The organism is Kitasatospora sp. NPDC098663 (genome assembly GCF_044760075.1).
Lineage (GTDB): Bacteria > Actinomycetota > Actinomycetes > Streptomycetales > Streptomycetaceae > Kitasatospora.
Genome location: NZ_JBIWAP010000009.1, coordinates 217707 through 242216, shown reverse-complemented (window position 1 = coordinate 242216; position 24510 = coordinate 217707). Strand labels below are relative to the sequence as shown.

At 71.3% G+C, this 24510-nt stretch carries 26 protein-coding genes, 2 pseudogenes and 1 riboswitch; of the genes and pseudogenes, 5 read left to right on the top strand and 23 right to left on the bottom strand.

Translation table 11 applies throughout. The features are described 5' to 3' along the window. Positions 1 to 39: 39 nt before the first annotated feature. Entirely contained in the window at positions 40 to 1440 is a 1401-nt protein-coding gene (locus ACIQVZ_RS12910) for a DNA polymerase IV (protein ID WP_402449439.1), read from the top strand. A 147-nt stretch (positions 1441 to 1587) separates the two neighbouring features. Here ACIQVZ_RS12910 and ACIQVZ_RS12905 read toward each other — a convergent pair whose 3' ends face one another. The 3 genes and pseudogenes from ACIQVZ_RS12905 to ACIQVZ_RS12895 all read right to left on the bottom strand — a co-directional run. Then, positions 1588 to 3084, bottom strand: coding sequence for an MFS transporter (locus tag ACIQVZ_RS12905; protein WP_350879022.1), 1497 nt, complete (start codon positions 3082 to 3084; stop codon positions 1588 to 1590). Positions 3085 to 3264: 180 nt separating this feature from the next. Then, positions 3265 to 3678, bottom strand: a pseudogene (locus ACIQVZ_RS12900) (DUF2382 domain-containing protein); the annotation flags it as partial. Positions 3679 to 4050: 372 nt separating this feature from the next. Continuing rightward, a pseudogene (locus ACIQVZ_RS12895) lies at positions 4051 to 4413 on the bottom strand (PRC-barrel domain-containing protein); the annotation flags it as partial. A gap of 223 nt (positions 4414 to 4636) precedes the next feature. Continuing rightward, positions 4637 to 4740, top strand: a riboswitch (glycine riboswitch). A 237-nt stretch (positions 4741 to 4977) separates the two neighbouring features. On the opposite strand from ACIQVZ_RS12895, the gene gcvP reads away from it, so the two are divergent. Further along, positions 4978 to 7878, top strand: a complete 2901-nt coding sequence (gene gcvP, locus ACIQVZ_RS12890) for an aminomethyl-transferring glycine dehydrogenase (RefSeq protein ID WP_402449437.1) — start codon at positions 4978 to 4980, stop codon at positions 7876 to 7878. 93 nt (positions 7879 to 7971) lie between these two features. Here gcvP and ACIQVZ_RS12885 read toward each other — a convergent pair whose 3' ends face one another. Next, positions 7972 to 8163, bottom strand: a complete 192-nt coding sequence (locus tag ACIQVZ_RS12885; protein WP_387812590.1) for a DUF5999 family protein — start codon at positions 8161 to 8163, stop codon at positions 7972 to 7974. 395 nt (positions 8164 to 8558) lie between these two features. Further along, positions 8559 to 9131, bottom strand: coding sequence for a hypothetical protein (locus tag ACIQVZ_RS12880; RefSeq protein WP_350879026.1), 573 nt, complete (start codon positions 9129 to 9131; stop codon positions 8559 to 8561). A gap of 367 nt (positions 9132 to 9498) precedes the next feature. On the opposite strand from ACIQVZ_RS12880, the gene ACIQVZ_RS12875 reads away from it, so the two are divergent. Both ACIQVZ_RS12875 and ACIQVZ_RS12870 read left to right on the top strand, forming a co-directional pair. Continuing rightward, positions 9499 to 11004 (top strand): glutamate--cysteine ligase, encoded by a 1506-nt coding sequence (locus tag ACIQVZ_RS12875; RefSeq protein WP_350879027.1) that lies wholly within the window; start codon positions 9499 to 9501, stop codon positions 11002 to 11004. Between the two features lie 77 nt (positions 11005 to 11081). After that, positions 11082 to 11870 (top strand): CPBP family intramembrane glutamic endopeptidase, encoded by a 789-nt coding sequence (locus ACIQVZ_RS12870; protein ID WP_402449433.1) that lies wholly within the window; start codon positions 11082 to 11084, stop codon positions 11868 to 11870. On the opposite strand, the gene ACIQVZ_RS12865 is transcribed toward ACIQVZ_RS12870, so the two are convergent. Then, a complete protein-coding gene (locus ACIQVZ_RS12865) occupies positions 11848 to 12243 on the bottom strand; it encodes a hypothetical protein (protein ID WP_402449431.1) in 396 nt (131 codons plus the stop codon). The genes ACIQVZ_RS12870 and ACIQVZ_RS12865 overlap by 23 nt on opposite strands. Positions 12244 to 12268: 25 nt before the next feature. Here ACIQVZ_RS12865 and ACIQVZ_RS12860 point away from each other — a divergent pair, with 25 nt between their 5' ends. Continuing rightward, positions 12269 to 13858 carry a recombinase family protein gene (locus ACIQVZ_RS12860; RefSeq protein ID WP_402449429.1) on the top strand — a complete coding sequence of 530 codons (1590 nt, stop codon included), beginning with the start codon at positions 12269 to 12271 and terminating at the stop codon, positions 13856 to 13858. A 58-nt stretch (positions 13859 to 13916) separates the two neighbouring features. Here the strand turns inward: ACIQVZ_RS12860 and ACIQVZ_RS12855 are convergent, their stop codons facing one another. From ACIQVZ_RS12855 to ACIQVZ_RS12775, 17 genes are all read right to left on the bottom strand, one after another. Then, positions 13917 to 14141, bottom strand: a complete 225-nt coding sequence (locus ACIQVZ_RS12855) for a hypothetical protein (protein ID WP_402449427.1) — start codon at positions 14139 to 14141, stop codon at positions 13917 to 13919. A gap of 24 nt (positions 14142 to 14165) precedes the next feature. Further along, positions 14166 to 14360, bottom strand: coding sequence for a hypothetical protein (locus ACIQVZ_RS12850; protein WP_402449424.1), 195 nt, complete (start codon positions 14358 to 14360; stop codon positions 14166 to 14168). After that, positions 14357 to 14944, bottom strand: a complete 588-nt coding sequence (locus ACIQVZ_RS12845) for a hypothetical protein (protein WP_402449422.1) — start codon at positions 14942 to 14944, stop codon at positions 14357 to 14359. Before ACIQVZ_RS12845 ends, ACIQVZ_RS12850 begins: the two co-directional genes overlap by 4 nt. An 18-nt stretch (positions 14945 to 14962) precedes the next feature. Then, positions 14963 to 15139 (bottom strand): hypothetical protein, encoded by a 177-nt coding sequence (locus tag ACIQVZ_RS12840; RefSeq protein WP_402449420.1) that lies wholly within the window; start codon positions 15137 to 15139, stop codon positions 14963 to 14965. 58 nt (positions 15140 to 15197) lie between these two features. Beyond that, entirely contained in the window at positions 15198 to 16253 is a 1056-nt protein-coding gene (locus ACIQVZ_RS12835) for a hypothetical protein (RefSeq protein ID WP_402449418.1), read from the bottom strand. Between the two features lie 188 nt (positions 16254 to 16441). Then, entirely contained in the window at positions 16442 to 16822 is a 381-nt protein-coding gene (locus tag ACIQVZ_RS12830; RefSeq protein WP_402449416.1) for a hypothetical protein, read from the bottom strand. Between the two features lie 174 nt (positions 16823 to 16996). After that, positions 16997 to 17443 (bottom strand): endonuclease domain-containing protein, encoded by a 447-nt coding sequence (locus ACIQVZ_RS12825; protein WP_402449414.1) that lies wholly within the window; start codon positions 17441 to 17443, stop codon positions 16997 to 16999. Beyond that, entirely contained in the window at positions 17433 to 19292 is a 1860-nt protein-coding gene (locus tag ACIQVZ_RS12820; RefSeq protein ID WP_402449412.1) for a DNA polymerase, read from the bottom strand. The genes ACIQVZ_RS12825 and ACIQVZ_RS12820 overlap by 11 nt, the downstream gene beginning before the upstream one ends. Before the next feature lie 11 nt (positions 19293 to 19303). Beyond that, positions 19304 to 20842, bottom strand: coding sequence for a phage/plasmid primase, P4 family (locus tag ACIQVZ_RS12815; protein WP_402449409.1), 1539 nt, complete (start codon positions 20840 to 20842; stop codon positions 19304 to 19306). After that, on the bottom strand, positions 20839 to 21744 hold the full coding sequence (locus tag ACIQVZ_RS12810) for a toprim domain-containing protein (RefSeq protein ID WP_402449406.1): 906 nt from the start codon (positions 21742 to 21744) through the stop codon (positions 20839 to 20841). Before ACIQVZ_RS12810 ends, ACIQVZ_RS12815 begins: the two co-directional genes overlap by 4 nt. A 20-nt stretch (positions 21745 to 21764) precedes the next feature. Beyond that, a complete protein-coding gene (locus ACIQVZ_RS12805) occupies positions 21765 to 22169 on the bottom strand; it encodes a hypothetical protein (protein ID WP_402449403.1) in 405 nt (134 codons plus the stop codon). After that, the gene (locus ACIQVZ_RS12800) at positions 22169 to 22348 is read right to left on the bottom strand and encodes a hypothetical protein (RefSeq protein ID WP_402449401.1); all 180 of its coding nucleotides are present in this window, start codon (positions 22346 to 22348) and stop codon (positions 22169 to 22171) included. Before ACIQVZ_RS12800 ends, ACIQVZ_RS12805 begins: the two co-directional genes overlap by 1 nt. Further along, positions 22345 to 22524 carry a hypothetical protein gene (locus ACIQVZ_RS12795; RefSeq protein WP_402449398.1) on the bottom strand — a complete coding sequence of 60 codons (180 nt, stop codon included), beginning with the start codon at positions 22522 to 22524 and terminating at the stop codon, positions 22345 to 22347. The genes ACIQVZ_RS12800 and ACIQVZ_RS12795 overlap by 4 nt, the downstream gene beginning before the upstream one ends. Next, positions 22521 to 22820, bottom strand: coding sequence for a hypothetical protein (locus ACIQVZ_RS12790; protein WP_402449395.1), 300 nt, complete (start codon positions 22818 to 22820; stop codon positions 22521 to 22523). The genes ACIQVZ_RS12795 and ACIQVZ_RS12790 overlap by 4 nt, the downstream gene beginning before the upstream one ends. A 13-nt stretch (positions 22821 to 22833) precedes the next feature. Further along, the gene (locus tag ACIQVZ_RS12785; protein ID WP_402449393.1) at positions 22834 to 23262 is read right to left on the bottom strand and encodes a hypothetical protein; all 429 of its coding nucleotides are present in this window, start codon (positions 23260 to 23262) and stop codon (positions 22834 to 22836) included. A gap of 131 nt (positions 23263 to 23393) precedes the next feature. After that, positions 23394 to 23669: a helix-turn-helix domain-containing protein gene (locus ACIQVZ_RS12780; protein WP_402449390.1), complete on the bottom strand. Its 276-nt coding sequence runs from the start codon at positions 23667 to 23669 to the stop codon at positions 23394 to 23396. 79 nt (positions 23670 to 23748) lie between these two features. After that, positions 23749 to 24501 (bottom strand): hypothetical protein, encoded by a 753-nt coding sequence (locus ACIQVZ_RS12775; protein ID WP_402449387.1) that lies wholly within the window; start codon positions 24499 to 24501, stop codon positions 23749 to 23751. Between the last annotated feature and the right edge of the window lie 9 nt (positions 24502 to 24510).

Sequence of the window (24510 nt, the reverse complement as noted above, 5' to 3'; positions counted from 1 at the left end):
TTCGTACGCATTGTCGGACCCCTGCGGGATGATCGGCGGGTGCGATCACTGCCGAGCATCATCCACCTCGACATGGACGCCTTCTTCGCGGCGGTGGAGCAGGCGGCCAAGCCGAGCCTGCGCGGCAAACCGGTGGTCGTCGGCGGGCTCGGCGGGCGCGGGGTGGTCTCCACCGCCTCGTACGAGGCGCGGAAGTTCGGGGTGCACTCGGCGATGCCGATGGCGCAGGCGCGCCGGCTCTGCCCCAACGCGGCCTTCCTGAGCGGCCGGTTCGAGGCCTACCGGCAGGTCAGCGAGCTCGTGATGGGCCTGCTGCGCGAGCTGTCGCCGCTGGTGCAGCCGCTCAGCCTGGACGAGGCCTTCGTCGACCTGGAGGCCGGCCCCTACGGTCCGGTGCTGGCCGAGTCCGACCACGAGACCGGGGAGCGGCTGGTGCTCGCGTTGGCGGAGGACCTGCGGGCGGACATCCAGCGGCGCACCGGGCTGACCGGGTCGGTCGGGGCAGCCGGGTCCAAGCTGATGGCGAAGATCGCCTCCGAGCAGGCCAAACCGGACGGGCTGGTGCTGATCGAACCCGGGCAGGAGCGGGCCGTGCTCGGCCCGATGCCGGTCCGGGCGCTGCCCGGGATCGGGCCGGCCACCGAACAGGTGCTGCGGCGGGCCGGACTGAACACCGTGGCGGACCTCGCCGAGGCGGGGGAGGGCGAACTGGTGCTGCTGCTCGGGCGGGCGCACGGCGCCGGCGTGCACCAGATGTCGATAGGGCTGGACGACCGGCCGGTGGTGGCCGATCAGGACGCCAAGTCGGTCTCGGTGGAGGACACCTTCGAGGTGGACCTCGCCGACCGGGAGCGGGTGCTGCGCGAGGTGGAGGTGCTGGCCGCCCGGTGTGTGCGGCGGCTGCGCGCGGCCGGGCGCTCGGGGCGGACGGTGGTGCTCAAGGTCCGGCGGTTCGACTTCTCGACGCTGACCCGTTCGGAGACGCTGCGCGGGCCCACCGACGACGAGGCGGTGGTCATCGAGACGGCGCGCCGGCTGGCCTCCCAGGTGGACATCACCGGTGGGGTGCGGCTGCTCGGGGTGGGCGTCGCCCAGCTGGCCGACTACACCCAGGAGGACTTGTTCGCGCAGGCCCTGCGGGAGGAGGCGGCCGAGCACGCGGAGGCGGAGGTCGAGGCGGCCGAGGAGGAGCCGGAGGCGGCCGCGCCGCGCCGCTGGATGCCTGGGCAGGACGTCCGCCATGCCGAGCTGGGGCCCGGGTGGGTGCAGGGCAGCGGTGTCGGGCGGGTCACCGTACGGTTCGAGACGCCGTGGAGCGGGCCGGGGCGCATCCGGACCTTCGCGGTGGACGATCCGGCGCTGGAGCCGGCCCGTCCGCTGCCGCTGTGGGGGGCCGAGAGGTCGGAAGGGCCGGCGGAGCCGGGGGTGCCGGGGATGTGAAACGCGAAGCGGCCCCAACCGGTGGGGGGGGGAGTACCGGTTGGGGCCGCATACCGTGCCGGACTTCGTGCGGTCGTGATGCCCTCGCGACCGTCCGAAGGCCGGGCCGCCGCGCCCTGTCCCTGAGCGCGGCGGCCGGACGCCTGGTCAGGCGTCGGTCTTGGCCAGCTCGGGGCTGGAGTTCCGCTCGGCCGTGCCGCCCGAGGCGACGACGGTGGCGGCCGGCTTGACGCCGCGGATCAGGAACGGGACGACGCCGGCGACGGCGCAGACGACGGCCGCGGCCCAGAACGCGTGCTTGTAGGCGTCCAGCGTGGGCAGCAGCAGCGGGATCTGCGGCGGCAGCTTCATGGTGTCGCCGGTCAGGATGGCGGCCATCACGGCGGTGCCGATCGCACCACCGACGGTGCGCAGCACGGCGTTCATGCCGTTGGCGATGCCGCTCTGCTCCACCGGGACGGCGCCGTTGATGTAGGCCGGCATCGCGGAGAACGCCAGGCCGATGCCCAGACCGAAGATCGCCGAGGAGGTGTAGATGTCGCCCTCGTGGCTGTGCCGCACGGCCAGGTAGGCCATCGCGACGGCACCCAGGACGCCACCGAGGACCAGCGGCAGGCGCGGGCCGCGGCGGGCGATCAGCATCGCGCCGACCGGAGCCGCCACCATCGAGCCGATCGCGGACGGCAGCAGCAGCAGACCGGCGTGCAGGACGGTCGCGGTGAAGCCGTAGTGGGTCAGCTTCTCCGGGGTCTGGGCGAAGTTGCTGATCACCATGAACGAGCCGTACATGCCGAAGCCGATCAGCAGGCCGGCCAGGTTGGTGAAGGCGACGGCCGGACGGGACATCATCTTCATGTCCACCAGGGGGTGCGCGACCTTGGTCTCGATGACCCCCCAGATCAGGGCGACGACGGCGGCCACGGCGAACAGGCCGAGGGTCTTGGTCGAGGTCCAGCCCCAGTGGTTGCCCTGGCTGACCGCGACGAGCAGGGCGGAGAGCCAGCCGGCCAGGGTGAGGGCGCCGAGCGGGTCGGCGCCGCCCTCCTTGTCGGTGACCGGGTCGGACGGGACGCGGAACGCGACCAGGGCGACCGCGATCAGGCCGAAGACCAGGCCCATCCAGAAGATCGACTTGTAGCTCCAGTGCTCCAGCAGGAGACCGGTCGCGACCAGGCCGAGGCCGGAGCCGACGCCCATCGAGGCGCTGATGGCGGCGACGCCGCCGGTCACCTTCTGCTTGGGCAGCTCGTCGCGGACGATGCTGATCGCCAGCGGGAGCACGCCACCGCCGGCGCCCTGGAGGACACGGGCGACGACCAGCCAGGTGAAGGAGTGGGTGCTGACCGCCAGCGCCGAACCGGCGACCAGACCGGCCAGCGAGATCAGCAGCATCGGCTTACGGCCCCGGAGGTCGCCGAAGCGGCCCAGCAGGGGAGTCAGCACGGCTGCGGAGAGCAGGTTGGCGGTCATCAGCCAGGTGATGCTGGACGCGGAGACGCTCAGTTCCTTGGCCAGCGAGGGCAGGATCGGGACGACCGCGGTCTGCACCACGCTGAACGACAGCATCGCCAGGATGAGGGCCGGCAGGACCCGGGCGCTGCTCTGCTTCTCGGCCGCGGTGGTGGGCTGTGGTGCCTCACTCACGGTTGCTTCCTCCCGTACATAGTGAATGAACTGAAGTAACCATGCCGGGAGATACTTCAGAGTGTCAAATATCCATTGGTGACGCTTTGGCAAAATCGAAGGATTCCGGCCGGGCGGCGACCGGGACGAGGGCATGCCGAGGGCCCCGGACCGAGTGGTCCGGGGCCCTGGGGAGAGAGGTCAGGCGAACGGGCGCAGCACGGCCGGGCGGGGGGCCTCGGCCGCCGGGGTGGCCGTCGGGGTCGCCGGGGCGGCGGCGGTGTTGTCGTGGATCTCGACGTGCTCGCGGCGCAGCTCGTCCCGGATCACCTCCTCGGCGGTGTAGCGCTCCACCACCAGGCGGACCCGCTCGATCGGGGTGAGGTACTTGCGGACCACCGGGCGCTCCTCGCGCAGGGTGACCTCCTCCACCGCCTCGGTGATCTCCTTCTCGGTGAGCGAGGCGCGCTCGGCCTCGCTCACCGGCATCCGCTCCACCCGGACGCGCTCGCGGACCACCGGGACGCGGCGCTCGACCTGCTCGCTGGTCACGTACTTGCGCAGCTTCGCGGTGCCCACGATGTGCCAGTCCGTGGTGATGTCCAGGCGCTCCTCGCGGCAGGTGATCTCCACCGGGCCGTTGGGGGACGACGGGGCGGGGCCGGTCGAGCGCTCCGGGACCGGCGCGGCCATGGCCGAGTTCGTGGTCGCGGTGGTCGTCACGATCGGGGCGGGCTGCGGCTTGGGCTCGGTCGTCGTGGGGGTGGCCGCGGGTGAGGGGGTGTTGAGGGTCCGCACGTTGACCTCTGTCGCGGTGCCGGTGGGGTCGGCAGGGGTGGTGGTCGGGGCGGGGTCGAGGGAGTGGAAGGCGATGGGCTTCACGGGCTCGGCCGCCGAGGTGGTGCCGAAGTCGAGGTCGGGGCGCGCGGGGCGGTCGCCGTCCCGGCTGGCCGGGCGGTCGCTCTCGCGGCCGACGGGCCGGTCACCCTCACGGTCGGCAGGACGGTCGCCGTCCCGGCCGACCGGGCGGCCGTTCGCTGGGGTGTCCAGGCCGTAGTAGCGGTAGAGCTGGAGCTCCTGGGCGGGCGACAGGTGCTGGCCGACGCCGAAGTCCGGCGACTCCTTCACCAGCGACTTGTCGTACGGCACCCGGAGCTCGTCGCCGGAGAACTCGCTGGTGGTGAGCGGGACGAAGGCGTCCCGGCCGAAGATGCCGGTCCGGACGGCCGCCCACTCCGGCTGGCCGGTGGCGTCGTCCAGGTAGACCTCGTCGACCGTGCCGATCTTGTCTCCGTTGCGGTCGACCGCCTTGTGGCCGATGAGGTCCCGGGGGTCGATATCGGTTTGCACTCTTTCCTCCAGTGCGCTGCGCCTGCGGAACTCCCGCAGGACCGTGGCCGGAGCACCCGTTCCGCCTGCCACTTCACACCAAAGGCCATGAATCGGACGGGCGCGACCGGGGTGCGCCGGACGGGCTTCGGGCTGGACCGTCCGGGGGACGCGCGTAGACCCCGAGCGACCCGACGCGACCGTGATCGGGGGGCCTGCCGCTGGTACCCTGGGCGGCGACCGCCGAGCCCGCTCGGGAGAGTCCCCGGCCACGGAAAGCGCTGGTCGGGGCGCCGAAGGAGCAACTCCTCCCCGGAATCTCTCAGGCATCCGTACCGTGTGGGGTAGGTCACTCTGGAAAGCAGGGCAGGACCGTCGGCAGGGAGCCGACGGGCACCACCCTCACCGACGGTGCAAGCCGGCGGCGTGCCCACAGCGCGCCGTGCGGGTGAAGCTCTCAGGTCCCGATGACAGAGGGGGAGGCCTGTCGGGTTCGCCCGCCCGGGTCGAGCCGCTGTCCGCAGCGGCTCCGGCCGGTCGGCGTGCGCACCCCCGCCGGTCCGTGACCAGGAGGCCTCGACCACCATGAACGCCCAGCCGAACGCGGGACGCCCCACCGGCGCCTCGACCCTCACCGAGCTTGAGCTGGCCAGCCCCTTCGAGAACCGCCACATCGGCCCCGACGACGCCGCGCAGCAGAAGATGCTGGCGTCCATCGGCTACGGCTCGCTGGACGAACTCGCCGCCACCGCCGTTCCCGAGGCGATCCGCTCCATCACCGGCCTGGACCTGCCCGGCGGCCGCAGCGAGGCCCAGGTGCTCGCCGAACTGCGCGAGCTGGCGAGCCGCAACCAGGTGCTCCAGCCGATGATCGGCCTGGGCTACTACGGCACCTTCACCCCGCCGGTGATCCTGCGCAACGTCATGGAGAACCCGGCCTGGTACACCGCCTACACGCCGTACCAGCCGGAGATCTCCCAGGGCCGCCTGGAGGCGCTGCTCAACTTCCAGACCCTGGTCTCCGACCTGACCGGCCTGCCGACCTCCGGCTCCTCGCTGCTCGACGAGGGCACCGCGGCCGCCGAGGCGATGGCGCTCGCCCGCCGCGTCACCAAGGTCAAGGGCGGCGTCTTCCTGGTCGACGCCGAGACCCTGCCGCAGACCACCGCGGTGATCAACACCCGCGCCGTGCCGACCGGTGTCGAGGTCGTCGTCGCCGACCTGTCCGAGGGCATCCCGGCCGAGATCGCCGAGCGCGGCGTCTTCGGCGTGCTGCTCCAGTACCCGGGCGCCACCGGTGTGGTCCGCGACCTCACCCCGGTCATCGAGCAGGCGCACGGCCTCGGCGCGATCGTCGCGGTCGCCGCCGACCTGCTGGCGCTGACCCTGCTCGCCTCGCCGGGTTCGCTCGGCGCCGACATCGCCTGCGGCACCTCGCAGCGCTTCGGCGTCCCGATGGGCTTCGGCGGCCCGCACGCCGGCTACCTGTCGGTGCGCGCCGAGTACGCCCGCTCGCTGCCCGGCCGCCTGGTCGGCGTCTCGGTCGACGCCGACGGCAACCGTGCCTACCGCCTGGCGCTGCAGACCCGCGAGCAGCACATCCGCCGCGAGAAGGCCACCAGCAACATCTGCACCGCCCAGGTGCTGCTCGCCGTCATGGCCTCGATGTACGCCGTCTACCACGGTCCGGACGGCCTGGCCGACATCGCCCGCCGCACCCACCGCTACGCCGCCGCCCTCGCCGAGGGCCTGCGGGCCGGCGGCGTCGAGCTGCTGCACGGCGAGTTCTTCGACACCGTCACCGCCGTCGTCCCGGGCCGTGCCACCGAGATCGCGGCCGCCGCCCGCGCCAACGGCGTCAACGTCCACCAGGACGGTGCGGACCGGATCTCGGTCTCCACCGACGAGACCACCACCCGCGAGCACCTCGCCGCCGTCTGGGCCGCGTTCGGCGTCCCCGCGGTCGAGGTCGCCGAGGGCGCCGACGCGCTGCCGGCCGCGCTGCTGCGCCAGGACGAGTACCTGACCCACCCGGTCTTCCACAGCCACCGCTCGGAGACCGCCATGCTGCGCTACCTGCGCCGCCTGTCGGACCGGGACTACGCGCTGGACCGCGGCATGATCCCGCTGGGCTCCTGCACCATGAAGCTCAACGCGACCACCGAGATGGAGGCCGTCACCTGGCCGGAGTTCGGCCAGTTGCACCCCTTCGCGCCGATCGAGCAGGCCCAGGGCTTCCTCAGCCTGATCCGCGAGCTGGAGCGCCAGCTGGTCGAGGTGACCGGCTACGACGCCGTCTCGATCCAGCCGAACGCAGGCTCGCAGGGCGAGCTGGCCGGCCTGCTGGCCGTCCGCGCCTACCACCACGCCAACGGCGACACCCAGCGCGACGTCTGCCTGATCCCCTCCTCCGCGCACGGCACCAACGCGGCCTCCGCGGTGATGGCCGGCATGCGCGTGGTCGTGGTGAAGACCCTCGTCGACGGCGACGTGGACGTCGAGGACCTGAAGGCCAAGATCGAGCAGCACCGGGACAGCCTCTCCGTGCTGATGGTCACCTACCCGTCCACCCACGGCGTGTACGAGACCCAGATCACCGACATCTGCGCCCTGGTGCACGAGGCCGGCGGCCAGGTGTACGTGGACGGCGCCAACCTGAACGCCCTGGTCGGCCTCGCCAAGCCGGGCAAGTTCGGCGCGGACGTCTCGCACCTGAACCTGCACAAGACCTTCTGCATCCCGCACGGCGGCGGCGGCCCGGGCGTCGGCCCGGTCGCGGTGCGCGCCCACCTGGCGCCGTACCTGCCGAACCACCCGCTGCAGCCGGAGGCCGGCCCGGCCACCGGGGTCGGCCCGATCTCGGCGGCACCGTGGGGCTCGGCGGCCATCCTGCCGATCTCCTGGGCGTACGTCCGGCTGATGGGCGGCGAGGGCCTCAAGCGCGCGACCCAGGTCGCGGTGCTGAACGCCAACTACATCGCCAAGCGGCTGGCACCGCACTTCCCGGTGCTCTACACCGGCCCCGGCGGGCTGGTCGCGCACGAGTGCATCATCGACCTGCGTCCGCTGACCAAGGAGACGGGCGTGACGGTGGACGACATCGCCAAGCGCCTGATCGACTACGGCTTCCACGCGCCGACGATGTCCTTCCCGGTGGCCGGCACGCTGATGATCGAGCCGACCGAGTCCGAGGACCTGCACGAGATCGACCGGTTCTGCGACGCGATGATCGAGATCCGGGCCGAGATCGACAAGGTCGGCTCGGGCGAGTGGGCGGCCGCGGACAACCCGCTGCGCAACGCCCCGCACACCGCCGCCGAGCTGGCCGGCGACTGGGCGCACGGCTACTCGCGGCAGGAGGCGGTCTTCCCGGCGGGCGTGAACCCGGCGGACAAGTACTGGCCGCCGGTCAGCCGGATCGACGGCGCGTACGGCGACCGCAACCTGGTCTGCTCCTGCCCGCCGCTGGACGAGTACGGCGCCTGATCCGGACCGGACGTACGGCAGGGCCCCGACGGGAGGTATCCGTCGGGGCCCTGCCCGTTGCCGTCGTCCGGCGGCTGCCCCCGCCGGGTGCGGTCAGGCCGCGTGGGCGACGGGGCGGCGCGGTGCGATCACCCGGCCGTCGGGCAGCAGCTCTCCGGTGTCCTCGAACAGCACGACGCCGTTGCAGAGCAGGCTCCAGCCCTGCTCCGGGTGGCAGGCCACCGTGACGGCCGCCTCGCGGTCCTCGGACTCGGCCGACGGGCACTCAGGACGGTGCTGGCACATACGTACCCTCGCTTCGCTCTGCGATCCTCCCCCGTGGTGCGGCCGCCGGCAGAGCCGTCGGGAGCCGCCGCGGTAGCCGGATCCTGTCCGCGCGCCGACCAGGTGTGGACCGACGCTCAAGTGGGTAGGACAGGTGGTCCTTCCACGCTGGTTCCCAGTGTCGGCATCTGTGGACGTGCGCGCAGGGATTTCGTGACATGCGCCACAACTCCCGGGCATAGATCACCCGTTCAGGTGGGTCTGGCGGGAAAAGGCGCACCGACGGGTCAGCTGCGGCATGGCCCGAGGAGGTCAGAGCGGATGGCCCGTCCGGGTGGTTCGGGCGGGTGAGGGCGACGCGCACGCCCACCGGGCCACCGGGTGGTGGCCCGGTGGCCCGGCGGCGTGGGGTCGGCTCAGGAGGAACCGAGCAGCAGTGGCTTGGCGAGCGGCGCCCGGGCGAGCAGCGGCAGCAACTCGCCGGCCGGGTAGGCGCGGTGCGCGGTGACGCCGAGCGGGGCCGGGGCCAGCGGGATCAGCTGGTCGGCGGCCGGGTCGGCGTCGGGGCCGTGCAGCCACAGTGCCGTCGCGTACTGCCCGGGGAAGGTCAACAGCCGGGGCTGCTGCCGGGACCGGGAGCCCTGGGCGAGCTGCCAGGCCTGGCGCAGCGCCCGGACCGTCGAGTCGAGGTAGGGGCCGGCGGTGAAGTGCGAGAAGGTGTGGCCCTCGACGGCCTGGACGACCTCGGCGGCGGCGGCGACCTCGGCGCCGTCCTTGATCAGGAAGCGCCAGCCCGTGCGGCGGGCGGCGCGCAGCTCCGGGCGCGGCCCCTCCAGGACGTGGACGGCGAGCGGGTGCGTGGGGAGCAGCGGGCCGACCGGATGGCGCAGTGCTGCGGCGGCGGGTTGGCGCAGCGCGGTCTCCGAGTCGAGTGCGGCCAGGACGGCGCGCAAGGCGCTCGGCGGGGGCTGGGGGGTCTGCAGAGTCATGGCGGGGTCCGCCTCTCCGTGCGAGATCGGCGTGCGAGTGCGGCATACCGGCGTGGCGCGGCGTGTCATCGGTGACGGGACCTGGCCGTGTCCGGTTGTGCATGATCGCGGTGCCGGCGCGGTCGCCGCCGTCGACGAGGGTTTCGAGGCGGAGCGGGCCGGCCGGAGCGCAGTGCGAATTCTATCGAACAGGTGCGCAGGGTGACCTGTTTATCACAGGCGGTGGCGCCGGGCAAGTCGGCAGATCTGCTGAATATCCGTCAGTTTCCTTGCATTGCAAGCCAGTACAAGCATTCGGGTATCGATCTTCGAGGTGGGCATGATGCTTGCACGGTCGGGTCGGCCGGTGTCTCAGGAGGAGGGGACCATGGGCGAGAAGGTCGTGGCGACTCGGGCTGATCTGGCGGACCGGCAGCTGTACCGACGCAAGCTCCAGGCCTGCCTCGACGCGCTGGGGCGCATGCTGCGCGAGGACCGGTTCGACCGGCCGCGGGCGGTCATGGGCCTGGAGATCGAGCTCAACCTGGCCGACGAGGACGGCCTGCCGGCGCTGCGCAACGCGCAGGTGCTGAGCGCGATCGGCTCCAGCGACTTCCAGACCGAACTGGGCCAGTTCAACGTCGAGGTGAACATCGTGCCGCACCGGCTGTGCGGGCACGTCTTCGAGGACCTGCGCGAGGAGCTCGAAACCGGGCTGCGCTACGCCGACCGGCGGGCCGCCGAGGCCGGTGCCCGGATCGTCATGGTGGGGATCCTGCCGACCCTGGAGCACGGCCACACCGGCCTGGACGCGATCTCCCACAACCCGCGCTACAGCCTGCTCAGCGACCAGATTCTGGCCGCCCGCGGCGAGGACATCGCGCTGGACATCGAGGGCGTCGAACACCTCCAGCTGGAGACCATCACCATGGTGGCCGAGGCCGCCGCGACCTCCCTGCAACTGCACCTGCAGGTGACCCCGGAACGCTTCTCCTCGGTGTGGAACGCGGCCCAGGCGATCTGCGGGGCGCAGCTCGCGCTCGGCGCCAACTCGCCGTTCCTGTTCGGGCGGGAGCTGTGGCGGGAGACCCGTCCGGTGCTGTTCCAGCAGGCCTGTGACACCCGTACGGCGGAACTCAAGGCGCAGGGCGTCCGGCCGATCACCTGGTTCGGCGAGCGCTGGGTGGACTCGGCGTACGACCTGTTCGAGGAGAACCTGCGGTACTTCCCCGCCCTGCTGCCGATCTGCGACGACGAGGACCCGCTGAAGGTGCTCGCCTCCGGCGGGGCGCCCCGGCTCGCCGAGATGCGGCTCCACAACGGCACGATCTACCGCTGGAACCGGCCGGTGTACGACATCGCGGGCGGGATCGCGCACCTGCGGGTGGAGAACCGGGCGCTGCCGGCCGGGCCGACGGTGGCCGACACGCTCGCGAACGCCGCCTTCTACTACGGGTTGGTCCGGGTGCTCGCCGAGCAGCCCCGGCCGGTCTGGACCCGGCTGCCGTTCGAGCGGGCCGACGAGAACTTCCGGCAGGGCGCCCGCTACGGCATCGACGCGGTGTTCCAGTGGCCGCGGGCGGGCCGGGCGGGCCGCGGCGGCGGGCTGACCACGGTGTCCGCCGTCGACCTGGTGCTCAACGAACTGCTGCCGATGGCCCACCAGGGCCTGGACGAGTGGGGCGTGGAGCCCGCCGATCGGGACCGCTACCTGGGGATCATCGAGCAGCGCTGCCTGCGCCGCACCAACGGCGCGGCCTGGCAGAGCGCGACCTTCCACCGGCTGCGCGAGCAGTACGGGATGGACCGGCCGGCCGCGCTCGCCGCGATGACCAGGCGCTACATCGAGCACATGCGCACCGGCGAGCCGGTGCACACCTGGCCGGTCGGGTAGCCGGACCGCTGTGTCAGGATGATCGCTCCGGCGGTCGGCCGACGGCCGGAGCGACGCCCGCCCCGCTGGAGCCGCCCGTGACCACCCTCCCGACCGCACCGGAGACCGCGAAGCCCACGCGCCGGCTGCTCGGCGCGGAACTGCTGATCGTCCTCGGCCTCTCCCTCGGGGCCAGTGGCGTCAGCGCGCTGATCAGCTTCGCGGCCTCGCTCACCGAACCGATCCAACTCGGCCAGCAGGTCGCCACGTTGAACGGCTCGCGGGCGCCCGGCCGGCCCTGGCTGGACCTGGTGTGGCAGCTGTACTACATCGGGCGCGGCCTGATGCCGGTGGTGCTGGTCGGGTACCTGCTGGTGCGCGAGGGCGCCGCGCTGCGGGTGCTCGGCTTCGACCTCGGGCAGAAGCTGCGCGACCTCGGCCGTGGCGCCGCCGTGGCGGCCGCGATCGGCGGCTCCGGGCTGGTGCTGTACCTGGCCTCGCAGGCGGCCGGCTACAACCTGACGGTGGCGCCGTCCGGGCTGCCGGACGTGTGGTGGCGGATCCCGGTGCTGGTGCTCTCCGCGTGGCAGAACGCCGCCCTGGAGGAGGTCGTCGTCCTCGGCTACCTGCTGCGCCGGCTCGGGCAGCTGGGCTGGTCGTGGCCGGCGGCGGTGGTGGCGAGTTCGGTGCTGCGCGGCTCGTACCACCTGTACCAGGGGGTCGGCGGGCTGGTCGGCAACATGGTGATGGGAGCGGTGTTCTGCCTGCTCTACCGGCGCTGGGGGCGGGTGATGCCGCTGGTCGCGGCGCACGCGTTGATCGACACGGTGGCGTTCGTCGGGTACGCGCTGCTGGCCGGGCACGTCAGCTGGCTGCCGACCCCCTGAGCGGGAGGCGGCCGGCGAGGGTGCGCGGCGGCCGGGCGAGCAGGCGGTCGACGTGCCGGCGCTCCAGGCCCGGGCCCGGGTCGATCGGCAGCAGCAGGCGGTCGCGGCGGCAGAGGGAGTTGCGGACCAGCCGCGGTGGGATGACGTCGTCCACCCAGGCGAACGGGCGGCCCGCGGCGTAGCGCAGCAGCGGGGCCCACTTGCGGGCCGAGAGCAGCTCCATCAGCGGGACGCGCGGGTCACCGGGCTGCGGGACGTCGCCGGTGAAGCGGACCAGCGGGAGGGCGGGCAGGCCGATCGCCGGGGCGATGTGCGTATTGGCGTGCTCCTCCCAGAGCGCGGGGTCGCCCTTGCACCTCCAGGGTGCGGGCACGCGCTGCTGACTGGAGAGTGGAACCATGGCTCGGAAGCCTGCCGGACCGGTGCGATATGTCGATCTGCTTCTTCGGAAGTCGCAGGTCGTCCGGGGTACGGCGGCCCGGGACATCCTGTCGCTGAAGGCGCAGGAAGTGAAGGGCCGGGCATGGGCGAAGACGAACCGATATGAGATTCGCCGGATCTTCCGTGAGAACCTGAGCGCGTACAAACTGACCGTGAAGCGCCCGGACTTCGACGCGGCGGTCCACGCGCTTCTCGAAGGCGAGTCGGACTGTCTGTGGGCGTACGACTCCTCGCGGTATAGCCGCAAGGGTGCGGGCGACGTGCTGAAGATCCTGGACAACCCCGGGAAGCGGCTCGTCTTCGATATCAACGGGCTCGACACCGACCGGGTTGAGGACCGCCGCCGGATCATTGAGGACGCCGAGCGAGACCGTGAGTACAGCCGGGTGCTGTCGCAGAAGGTCCGGGATACCAAGGCCGAGCAGCGTGACGAGGGCAAGTGGCTGGCGGGTGCGCCGTACGGGTTGAAGGTCACGAAGAAGCGCAAGCTCAAGCACGGCAAGTTCTGGCCGGTGATCGAGCGAATCCACAACGAGGCCGCCGAAGGCTTGTCCAATCGGAAGATCGCGCTGGGGCTGACGGCCGACGGGTTCCGGTCGACTCGGGGAGGCGCGTTCCGGGCGAATACGGTCGGCACGATCCTGCGGAACCCGGTGTACCTCGGATGGCAGATCACGCGGGTGAACCACGTCGCGCAGGTCTACCTGAATGCCAAGGGGAAGCCCGTGAGGGTGTTCGCCAAGGGTGTGGAGGGTATTCCGCAGGAGACGTGGGACAAGCACCGGCGGATCGCGGCGGGGTGGGAGCGGCGCAAGAACCTTCCGACCGTGGAGGAGCAGGGGAAGCCCGTGAAGCGCTCGCCTGCGTCGGGGCTCATGTGGTGCGAGGGCGGAGGCCGAGACCCTAAGAAGGGCCACACGGCGACGATCCACGGCCAGTCGTTCCGATGCGGCAGGGTCAACCTCGGGCTGGACTGCCCCGCTCCGGTAACGGGTATGCGGACATCCGTGGAACGGGTCCTGGCGGAGGAGTGGCGCAAGAAGCTGTCGACGGCGAATCCGCTGGACCCCGCCCTACTGGCCGTCGCGGAAGGGTGGGTCGAGCTGTCCCAGCCGGAGGAGAGCAAGAAGGAGGCCGACGCCCGGGGGCAGCTCAAGCTCGCGGAGGAGGCGGTGGCGCGCATTGACCGTTTGGAGGCCGCAGGGGCATACCCAGGCCGGGACGGAGAGGCCACCTACGTCAAGCAGCGCCGGGCGGCGGTGGAGGACGTGGAGAACGCGCGCAAGGACTGGGAGTCGATCGCCCAGCCGATGGCGGACATCTCCGTGCTCACCGATCCGGTCCGTGCCGCGAAGCTGTGGGAGTCGTCGGACGACCACTACCGGGGGCAGCTGCTCCGGTTGGCGATCGAGAGGGTGTACCTGCTGAAGGCTCCGTATTCGGGTGGGCGGTTCACGGTGGACCGGCTGGACATCGTGTGGAAGAAGCCGCGCGGGTGGAAGCCGCCGAAGGAGGAGGGCGAGCAGCTTGGGACCAGCGGGTCCTGAAACGCAGAAAAGGCCCCTGGTCAGCACTGTGAGTGCCGGCCGGGGGCCTTAACGTGGGTCAGGTGGACAGGGTGCGGAGCAGGGCCAGGGCGAGGCGGCGGGTGCGGCCGATCTCGGCCAGCAGCTCTACCGCGTGGTCAGGCACCTCGGGTGAGGCCAGCAGTACCCTCGCGTCAGGGGTGCTGAGGTACTGGGTCAACAGGTACTCGCCGTTGCAGCGGTCGGCCTGGAGGCTGCGCAGGGCGACCTCGGCGATCACCCGGGGGTGGTCGGGCTCGCTCATGCCGCTATCCAACCATCGCGGCTGTCACCAAGTGCAATCTTCGATGCCCATGGCCAGATCCAGTGCCACGTGCTCCGGAAGGGGGACGACCGACCGGGTGATCTGGCCGGGTACGGAGTGCTCGGTCTCGATGACGATGACGCGCATCCCGGCGGGGGTGCGGGCTTCGTAGGCGCGGGCGGCCTGGTGAACGACCGCGTGGATCACGGGAAGGGTCACGCCGCACCTTTGAGCAGGTAGTTCGCCATGGCGATCTTGGAGGCGACTCCGGCGTCCGGGCCGAGCAGTTCGGACGCGCGCAGGAACGCGCGCTCTCGTTCGGCGGTGGTGTCGTTTTGCGGGAGCATCACGTCCGCGAAGGTCGGCGGTTGCGCTTCGGGGTAGGCCGGAGGGGTGGGCGGGAGGGGCGGCAGGTCGGTGAAGGCCGGAGGCTGCGGGAGGGCGGTGGGCGAGGTCGAGCCGCCGGCCACCAGGTAGGGCAGTCCGGCCTGGCGGTCCTGCTCGGCCTGGCGTGCGGCTTCCATCTCACCGAGGCGTCGGGCGGCCTCGGCCTCCTCCTGGCGGACGCGTTCGATCTCCTGGGCGAGCGTGCGGGACTGCGCTGCGGCCTGGATCAGGGCGTGGCCGAACTGCTCGGCGACCTCGGGGTTCTGGTAGACGGAGGCCATGGCCTCGCCAGCGCGGATCAGTACGCCGATGTCGCCCTCGGCGTCTACGTGGAGGCGGGCGAAGTCGTTCGGCCCGTCGTACTTGCAGGGGAAGCGCTGCTCGTCCCGGTGGACGGTCTCATTTACGGTCGTCATGGGGGTTGTCTCTCCTCGTCAGGTGAACAGGCCCAGGAACGCCTGGACTTCGCGGGCGCAGTGGGCGGCGTCGTAGCGGACGGTGTCGCCGTCGAGAGTGATCTCCAGGCCGTAGCCGTCGCTGTCGCCGTGGTCGGCGAGGACGCGGAGCACCGCGCCGCCGCGCAGGTCGTAGGTTCCGATCAGGGACTTCATCGGGTGTTCCTTCCGTGGGGGTTCGGAAGGGTTGTGCTGGGGCGGTTAACAGAGGCGTTCACGCGGCGTCCCGGAGCTTCTTGCGGGCCCTGGACCAGGTGGCCTTGACGCTGCCCGGGGTGGTGCCCAGGGCCTCGGCTATGGCGGTGGCGTCGAGCTTGCCGGTGTCGGTGAGCATGGGCGGCTCGCCGTCGAACCCGAAGGCGCAGCGGGCGATGGCGGCCTCGCCCCGGGACATGGCGGCGAGCAGGGCGGCGGCCTTGACCTCGGCGGCGGCGGTGAAGCGGGCGCGGGTCTCGGCCTCAACCTGGTGGTCGATGATCGCTCCGGTGGCGTGCTTGCCCCGCTTGGCCCCGGTGACCTTGACGCCCTTGCAGCGCACGGCGTCGCGGGAGACCTCTACCGGGTTGTGGGCCAGGGAGGGCTGGAGGTTGGTGCACCAGCCCTCGCGGGTGGCCGCGCCGACGACGGGTCGGCCGTCCTTGAGCGCGAGGTGGAGGCGGGCGGCGCGGGGGGTGGTGCCGAGTGCGGTGGTCTCCACGAGGTGGTCGGGGTCCTGTGAGGGCATGGCTTCGAGAGCGATCTCGGAGACGGTGGAGATGGGCAGGGGGCGGACGAACGCGGCGGCGACCAGTTCGGCCCGCTCGGGGGAGAAACGGCGGCTGGCGTCGGGGTGGTTGACCAGTTCGGTCTTGGCCTGCTCGAAGTCGCCTGCGGAGCGCTTGAGGGCGCCCATGAACGCTCCTGCGGCGTGACGGGGAGCTGCGGGGGCGATCTCGCGGGTGGCGGCCGAGCGGCCGTCCAGCTTGGCCTTCTCGAACGCGTAGCTCGTGAACTGCGCGGTGTTGTCGGCGTTCACGTCCCAGGCGTGGATGGCGCGCCAGAAGCTCAGCCGCATCTCCTGGGCGATGTCCTGGGCGGCCTGGTGGCCGTCGCCTTCCATCTGCGCCGCGCGCTTGCGGGAGACGGAGCGGGCGATGCCCTCCAGGTCGTTCAGGATCTCCTCCGTTGCGACGCGGCCCCGGTCGAGCTTGCCCAGGCCGGTCAGGGCGGGCAGCGGCTTGGGGGTCTGGGCCAGCGAGATCAGGGCGGGGGTGATGCAGGAGGAAGACATGGGGATTCCTTGGCATGTACAGAACAATGGGATGGGCGTGCGGTATCGCCGTGCGGCGGGCCGCGTCAGGGCATGGCGAAGCTCGGACCGGCGCAGGGCCGCGTCAGGGCATGGGAAAGGCCCCCGCCGGACTTCGGGATAACCGAAGGGCGAGGGCCTGGGGTGACCGGTCTCAGGTCACGGGGTCATCAGGCTCCGAATCCGCTCCGGGCGAATGCCGGAGCGGGAGCCAGTGAAAGGCGGCGGGCGAATAGCGCCATGCACCGCAGGAGGATCATGTGAAGGGCTCGGGCGAAGCGGGACCACGCCCGGCCGGATGGGGGACTTACGCCCCTGTGCACATGCAGGGCCGCTAAGGCCCGGGGGGCCAGCTGTGCGATCTCGCGCGGGTCCGTGAAGCAGATCATCGGCAGGTCGCGGAAGACCTCGCCGTCGGTGAGGCCGAGATAGCCCGCGAACCGGTCTGCGATACCCGGGTCGTAGTCCGCCGGATAGTGCTGGCGAGTCAGAAACAACTGGCAAATGAAGAACCGGAACCCGGCCGGACGCGCCCAGCTCCCGGTCTCCATTGATCACGCATCCTTCACGGAATCCACACATTCAGAAGTAACGAGTGCTGACCCTAGGTGGCGATCACTGGGCAGGCAACGCCGACCCGGGACCTTCGACGTACGCCGAAAGTCCCGGGCATGCCGATAACCTGCATCGTTTACGCAAAGTGAAGGTAAAGTGTGATCGAGGCCTCATTTGCCGTAGTTGCGTAGATAGCGACTGCCTTTATTCAGCCTCTCTGAAGAATCTTCGAAATGGCCGAGTGCGGAGTTCTCGCCCCGGCACAGGAGTTTCCTGACCGCTTGCCCCTTCGGCTTGTCGTGGTCGTGGTCGACTACCAGGCGATCCCCGACGGCGGCCTTGCGCCCGCAGATCGCGCACCGCCACCGCTGGCTGCGGCCCATCCGCTCGTACTCGGCCAGGGTGATGCCGTACAGCCTGCGCAGCCGGGCGTCCCGCCTTTTGCGGACCACCTGCGGGTCCTTGTTCGCCTTGTGGTTCGCGGCCTTCACACAGGCCCGGCACACGTTCGCCCGCCCGTTCGGCGCGCGCTTGCGCCGGCCGAACCGAGCAAGGGGCTGCTCGTCGTCGCAGACCGCGCAGAACTGCGTGAACTCGCTCTCCGGTTCACGCCGCATAGGCCCACTCCTCCGGGAGCTTGTAGCCGTCTGCCCAGCTCGGCCCGAAGACCTCGGCGTCGGTGTCCAGCGGCACCCCGAGCAGCGTCATCCTCATCGCCTCGGCACACGCCTGAGCGACCTCCGCGGCCTCCTTCTTCGGGGCGGTGCCAACCACCTCGTCGTGCACCCACATGGTCAGGTAGGAGGTGAGGCCCTGCTCGTCCATCCTGATCAGCGCCTGCCCCATCGTGTCGCGGGCGGTGGACTGGCAGGTGTAGGCCACGGACTTGTAGAGCTTGTCCCGGTCCAGGTGCAGCCGCCGGCCGACGACCGTGGTCATCGTGCACCGCTGCGCCAGCGCGGTGCGTTGCATCTTGCGCGCCCAGCGCTTGATCCCAGGGAATGCCCGGCCGTAGCGCTGGAGGGTGTCCCTCATGACGTCCACCTCCTGGCCGGTCTGCTTGGCCAGGGTCGCCGCACCGCCCTGGTACGCGGTGCCGAGACCGGCAATTTTGGCCAGGGTCCGCTGGGCCTTCGAGTAGTCCGCGCCGAACATCATCTCGGCCGCGTAGCCGTGCAGGTCGTGACCTTCGGCGATGGCCCGGATCATCCGGGACTCACCCGACAGCGCGGCCAGCACCCGCAGTTCGACAGCCTGCTGGTCCACCGAGAAGTAGACGTTGCCCGGCTCGGCGACCACGCACCGGCGGATCTCCCACCCGTGTGAGGGGAGCTGGGCCATCGCCGGGTCGGAGTGCGAGGCCCGGCCGGTCTGCGCCCCCAAGGGGTTGATCTTGGGGTGAATGCGGTCGAAGGCGTCGCGGTTGGCCAACATCGCCTCCGCGTACGACACCGACCACTTCCCCGCCCGCTTCGCTCGCAGCACGGCGTCCGCCAGCGCGTTGGGCTCGCGCATCCCCAGGCGCTTCCAGTCCTGGTCCAAGTCCGCCAGCGGCAGCAGGACTTCCTTCGCGACCGACAGTGCGCCGCTGTCGGTCCGCTCGGTGAGCCGTTCGCCCATCCCGGCCAGCGCGGCGGCCACCTGGTCCGGGGAGTTCACCGAGTCGACGCCGAAGCGCGCGGCCACCGCGGAGAACCGCTCCTTCTCGGCAGCGAGCCGGCCGATCAGGCCCTCGGTGTACTCGGGGTCGATCAGCATCCCGCGCCGCTGGAGCTTGGCGCACACCAGGGCGAGGCGGTGTTCGTAGGGCAGCAGAGCCGAGCGCAGGCCCTCGGCCCTGTACCGGTCCAGCAGCTTGGGCAGCAGCCGCGCCACCAGCAAGGCGTCGAGACCGGCGTACAGCTCGTAGACGGGGTGCGAGAGGCTGATGCCCGCCCACCCGGTGGCCTTGGTCAGCCCGAGCCCGTTGAATACGCGGGTCAGGTCGCCCTGGGTGTCGGGCGCGGTGGGGTCGACGTACCAGGCCGACAGCGGCTTGAGCGACAGGCCAACCCCGCCCTCGAAGTCGTGGCGGCTGTCCAGGAGATGGGCGGCGATGCGGGAGTCCCGGGCGCGCGGGTAGAGGTCTTCGAGCCGGATGCCCAGCTCGGTGTCGACCTTCAGCGCGTCGAAGGCGAGGTTGTGCGCCACCAGGTTCGGCAGCGTCGCCAGCGCCTCCCGGGCGGCTTCACGGAAGGGTCCGCCGAGTTCGACAGGGATCACCCACGCGGTGTGGGTGTCGCCGAGCTGGACGAGCCGTATTCGGTCCGTCCAGGCCAGGCCGGTGGTCTCGGTGTCGAAGCCGATCAGGGTGTCGGCCGCCGCGTGGGCGGTCCACCAGGTGCGGAACTCCCGCAGGTCGTCACCGTTCTCGGCGACCTTGATCTCGACCGGCTCTCCCGCCAGTCGGTACGGGTGTACCCGCATGGTCTCGCTTCCTAGTCGTTGGTGGTGTCGAACACGCCCGGCCCAGCCGGAACGGGCGAGGCGGCGAAGCGCACGCCCAGCAGGACACGGCCCTTGTTCATGCGGTGCTGGCGGATGCCGCGCTCGTCCAAGGCACTGACGAATCCGCGGCGGGTCCACGCCTTCTCGCCCTGCGCCTCGCACCAGTCCCGGTACGCGGTGTAGGCGTCCTGGGAGAGAACGTGGTCGCGGTCCTCGCCGGTCTTCACCAGGACGTCCGTCAGGAACTCCGCCAAGGCGTCGGAGTTCTCCTTGAACGCGCCGGTGGCGGCCTTGATGGAATCCGGCTCCTTCAGCCCCTCGCGGTACCACTCGACCGCGCCAGCCACCGCCCACGCGGCGATGCCCTCGGCCTCACCTCGCAGCTCGGCGAAGATCCCGTGGTCACGCTCCTCGGGCGCGAAGTACCTGTCGAACGTGATCAGCTTCACGCGCCTCCACAACCCGGCGTCCTGGGAACGGAATTGCGGGGAGTGGTTGGACGCCAGCCACAGCAGAAACGTCGGCTGATAGGTGAAGAAGTTCTCCCTCATGAAACGCGCCGTCAGCTTGTCGCTGCCGGTCGCCCGCTTCAGCACGGACTCCGACATCGCCTTGCCCGCCTCACCCTCCGAGGCCATCACCATCCGGGCCCCGCGCAGCGCGGCCAGGTCGGCGGGGATCGAGCTGCCCCGGTCCTCGAACGTCTCGAAGCGGGTCGTCTCGGACAGCGCGTCGAAGACGAAGCTCAAGCTGTCCAAGAACACCGACTTGCCGTTCGCACCGACACCGACCAGCACCGCGAACGCCTGCTCCGCCGTCGAGCCGGTGATGCCGTAGCCGCACAGACGGTGGATGTAGGCGGGCATCAGCGGCTCGTTGGGGAACACCTCGTCCAGGAACCGCAGCCAGCGCGGGGCCTCGGCCTTCGGGTTGTACTTCCACGGCAGCGACTTGGTCAGCATGTCCGCCGGGTCGTGCGGCTGGGCCGCGCCCGTGCGCAGGTCCACCGTGCAGTCGGCGAAGCTGAGCAGGTGCGGCTGGTTGTCGAAGTCGTCCACCGTGCAGTGGACTCCGCGCACCGACGCCAGCTCGCGCATCAGGTCGTCAATCCTGCGCGCCATCGTGAAGCCCTTCGACGCCTTCGCCAGCGGCAGCGCGGCGACCTGCTTCTCATACTCGCTTTCCAGCGCGTCACCGGCCAGCTTCAGCGCCAGCGCCTCGCGGATGATCGCCTTCTCCCTCGCCAGGGTCTCCACCAGCGCGGCCCCGAGGTCGTGGGCGGCCTGGCGCACCAGCACCTCGTTACGCACCCAGTGCGTCCCCGACCACACGTGGAACCCGACGCCGTCGGCGTACCGGATGCCGTTGCGGGTGTACCGCACCAGCGCGTGGGCGTTGACGATGTCGGACGCCCCGTACCGGGACGCCGCCTCACGGTAGGCAGCCACCGCCTCCGATGGAGGCAGCGTCAGCGACGGCCGGTCCGGCTCGTAGGGGGTGGTCAGGCTGTCGATGGCGTAAGCCGTCATCGGGTCTCTCTCCATACTGCGTAGTCCTTGAAGCCCTCGGGCAGCGTCAGCCGACGGGCGTGCACCTCCCGTTCGTGGAGGGCAGCGAGGATGGTCCGGGTGAACTCCCGCCCGGCGCGGTCGTTGTCCCCGCACACCCGCACGTCGCGGTCGGCCAGACCGGCGGCCAGCGCGTCCAGCGTCGACGGGTCGTTGTTGAGCAGCGCGGCCCCGCGCACCCCCACCGCGTTGAAGCCGTCGGCGACCACCGCCAGCGGGTCCGACAGACCCTCGGCGACGATCCACGGCGCATCCGGCTCCGGGCCGGGGAACACCCCGAAGCGCTGCCACTCGAAGCCGTCCGGGTTGGCGAGCGAGATCCACCGGCCGGGGCAGCGCCCCGACAGGTCCCGGCCCTGCGCGCCCCGGGCCACTCCCGCGAAGTCGTGCATCGGCACCACGAGGCGGGGATACCGGACGAACGAGGTCGGAACCCAGTCAGGACACGGCTGCGGACCCGGCCACCAGCGCAGGCCCAGCCGGCCCTGCTCGACTACCGACAAGCCGAAACGTTTCTGCGCGTAGCCCACGGCCGGGGCTGCCTCGGCCTCACCGGCCGGCAGGGCGTCCAGCCACACCCGCAGCCCCGCCGTCAGGAACGGGGAGACCGGCTCCGGCCGGGCCTCGGCGACCGCGACCAGGCCCTCGGCGTCGACGTTGAACAGGTGCCGGGGCAGCAGGCCCATCCCGGCCACGATGTCCTCGAAACGGCACCCGGCACGGCAGGCCAGGCCCACCATCCCGGACGTCTTCAAGTTGACCCACAACGACGGTTTCCCGTCGGCGTGGGCCGGGCAGCGCGCCACCCACTCACCGCTCTGGTAGTCCCGCCACTCTTCCAAGCGGTTCAGGATCGCCGACATGCGCAACTGCCCTCTCCTCTCTAGTAACCGGCCTCCCGCAGGGCCTTGACGATCGCCGCGTGCGTGCGGATCGACGTGACGGCGTATCCGTCCTCGGTCTTCGCCCGGGGCCGCTTCACGTACGCGACGCCGAACGGCAGCCCGGCGTTCTTCGCCTCGGCCTCGGCCTGGCGCACGTACGAGGCCAGGTCGAACGACTTCTCGGCCTTGCACTCCCCGGTGAAGGGCCGGACCGCGAGGTCGCCTATGTCGGCCGCGCCCTCCTGGACGTTGCGGCGGACGTTGTCGCGGTCGGTCGGGTCCTTCCAGCGGACGGCGCGGTCGCCGCCCTTCCACAACTCCCGGTACTGGCCGAGCTGTTCGTTCAGGTAGTCGGCGACCTCGCGCTCGAACGCGGTTCCTTTCGCCTTGTTGCGGTTGGTCACTAGGCGGTCACCACCGTCAGGCCCGCGCCACGGAACACGGCCACCGCGGCGGCCTGCCAGTAGCGGGCGAAGTCCGGCCGCTGCCGGGCGTCGTGCAGGAACAGCAAGGTGTCGCCGGGTCCGGCGAGCCGGACGTCGCCCAGCGCCGGGGCGGTCCCCAGCCCGATGCGGAAGGTCACGTCTCGCCCTCCCCCTGGCGCGGTTCGCGGAAGTCGACGGTGTGGGCGGAGTCGGAGGCCCGCAGCAGGCGGCGCGGGTTCGCACCATCGGCGGCCAGCGCCCGTGCACGGGCGTGCAGGAAAGCCCGTCGCTGCTCGGGCGGGACCTTCCACAGCGGGGTGAAGTGGTCGCTCAACGCGCCGGGACCTCCTCCGGCAGATGCGCCCAGGAGGTCCGCCGAGCGATGTGGCGACAGGCCCGCTCGGAGATGTCGAACGCCTCGGCGAGCGCGGAGAGGCTGGCGCCCAGATCGGCGGCGCGGCGGATCGCGTACACCTTGCGCTCGGTCAGCTTCGCCTGACTGTTGCGGGTGCCGGCCGACGGCGGGCGCGGCGACTCGCGGAAGGCCATGCGCATGATCTCCTGCGCGCGGTCGGTCGCGGGCAGGACGTTGACGAGGCGGGCCGGGATCGGCTCCGTTGAGGTCGTCATCGGGTCTCTCCGATCAGTGGTTCGGAAGGGCTTCGAGCAGTTCGGCGAGGGCATCCAGGGCCCGCAGGTAGGCGGCGCGAGTGCGATCCGGCTCGCGCATCTCGGCCAGTGAGTCCGCCATCTGTCCGAGGGCCTGCGCGACCGGCCCCGGGGTCCGCTCCTCGAAGCCGTCGACCGCGTCGAACATGCGGACCACGGCGGCCTCCACCTCGGGGGACGTCCGAGGCGTCACCATGGTCGGGACGCTCCGCGCGGGCGGGTGGGCCCTGCGGTAGAACTCCTTCCACGTCGCTGCGGTCGGAAGGTCCACGTCCACGCCCGGAACGAGCTGGTCCCGTGAGGGCACGTGGCCTGCCTCGGCCAGCAAGTCCCAGGTGGCGAGATAGTTGTTCACCGTGCCCCGGGCCTTGCCTGCGGCTGCGGCGAACGTGCCCGGACTCACCTTCCTCGATGTACTCGGCAGGCGGTGACCCGGTCCCGCCGAAGGGGCGACGCAGCGTGCGGCGAGCATCGCCAGGAACGCCTTGCTACTGGCCTTGCCGAACAGAACGGCATCGGCCTCCCACGCCGCGCTCACTGCTCGGCACCCAGCGCGAGGAGGAACGCACTGATCGCGGGGACCAGCTCGGCGGGGACCGTGACGGCGACATAGCGCTGTCCGGCCCCCTCACGCTGCTTCAGGTAGCGGCGCACGGCGCGCTCGGTGCGGCCGAGTAGCCGGGCGACCTCCGGGAGGCTGACTCCGTGATCGAGCAGGTCGGCGAGGTGCAGGTTGTCAGTGAGGTCCCACCGCTTGCCCGCGTTCACGCGGTCAGCGGGGTAGGTCCAGGTGACGCCGTTGTGGTTCATGGGTTTCTCTCTCCAGGGAAACGGGAGCGGGACCGGCCCCGAAGGACCGGTCCCGCTGGTTTGGTGGTGGGGAGCGCCGTTAGAACGGCGGCTCCTCCTCGACGGCCGAAGCCGGGGTGTCGGTGATGGCCTGCTCGTACGCCTTGATGACCTTGGCGGTGAGCTTCTGGTAGTCGACGTCTCGGCCGGCCTTGCTCGTGTAGTTCACGCGCTCGTTGATCAGGTGGACCAGCGCGGGGCCTCCGACCTTGGCCAGAGCGTTCTTCAGCGCGGGCAGCTCGCTGATCAGCGTCCAGCCCGAGGACTTGTAGCGGAAGACGCCCAGGTGCGGGTCGTGGGCGAGGTGGAAGTTGATGCGGATGTCCGGCTTGGGGCCCCGCTCGTCCTTCGCCCGCGCCTTCAGCTCCGCGATGGTGCGCGGGCAGCGGCACGGCACGCCCACGTCCTCCGGCGGGCTGAGGAACGCCCGGGTGTCGCAGTGGTGGGCGAGCTTGCCGTTGACCCAGTGCTTCATGTCGAACTGGATCGCGTCGGGGCCGTCGATGACGACCTCGACCCGGTCGGTGTCGGTGTCCACCGCGATGGCGTCCTCGGCCTCGGTGTCCAGCTCGTGCGGCGTGCCGCCCAGCAGCTCCGCCACCGCGTCGGCGGTGGCGGGTACCGCGCTGGTGACACGCCACGTGTGCAGGGCTCGGGGGAAGCCGCCGTTCGGGTCGGGCTCGTAGGCCCGGAAGGTGCCCGCGATGTCCGGCCGGGCGTTGGCCTCGGCGCGTTCGGCGCGCTCCGCCAGCTCCGGGTCGGAGTTGAAGATGTTGTCGAGTGCGTCGCTCAAGTGCTTCCG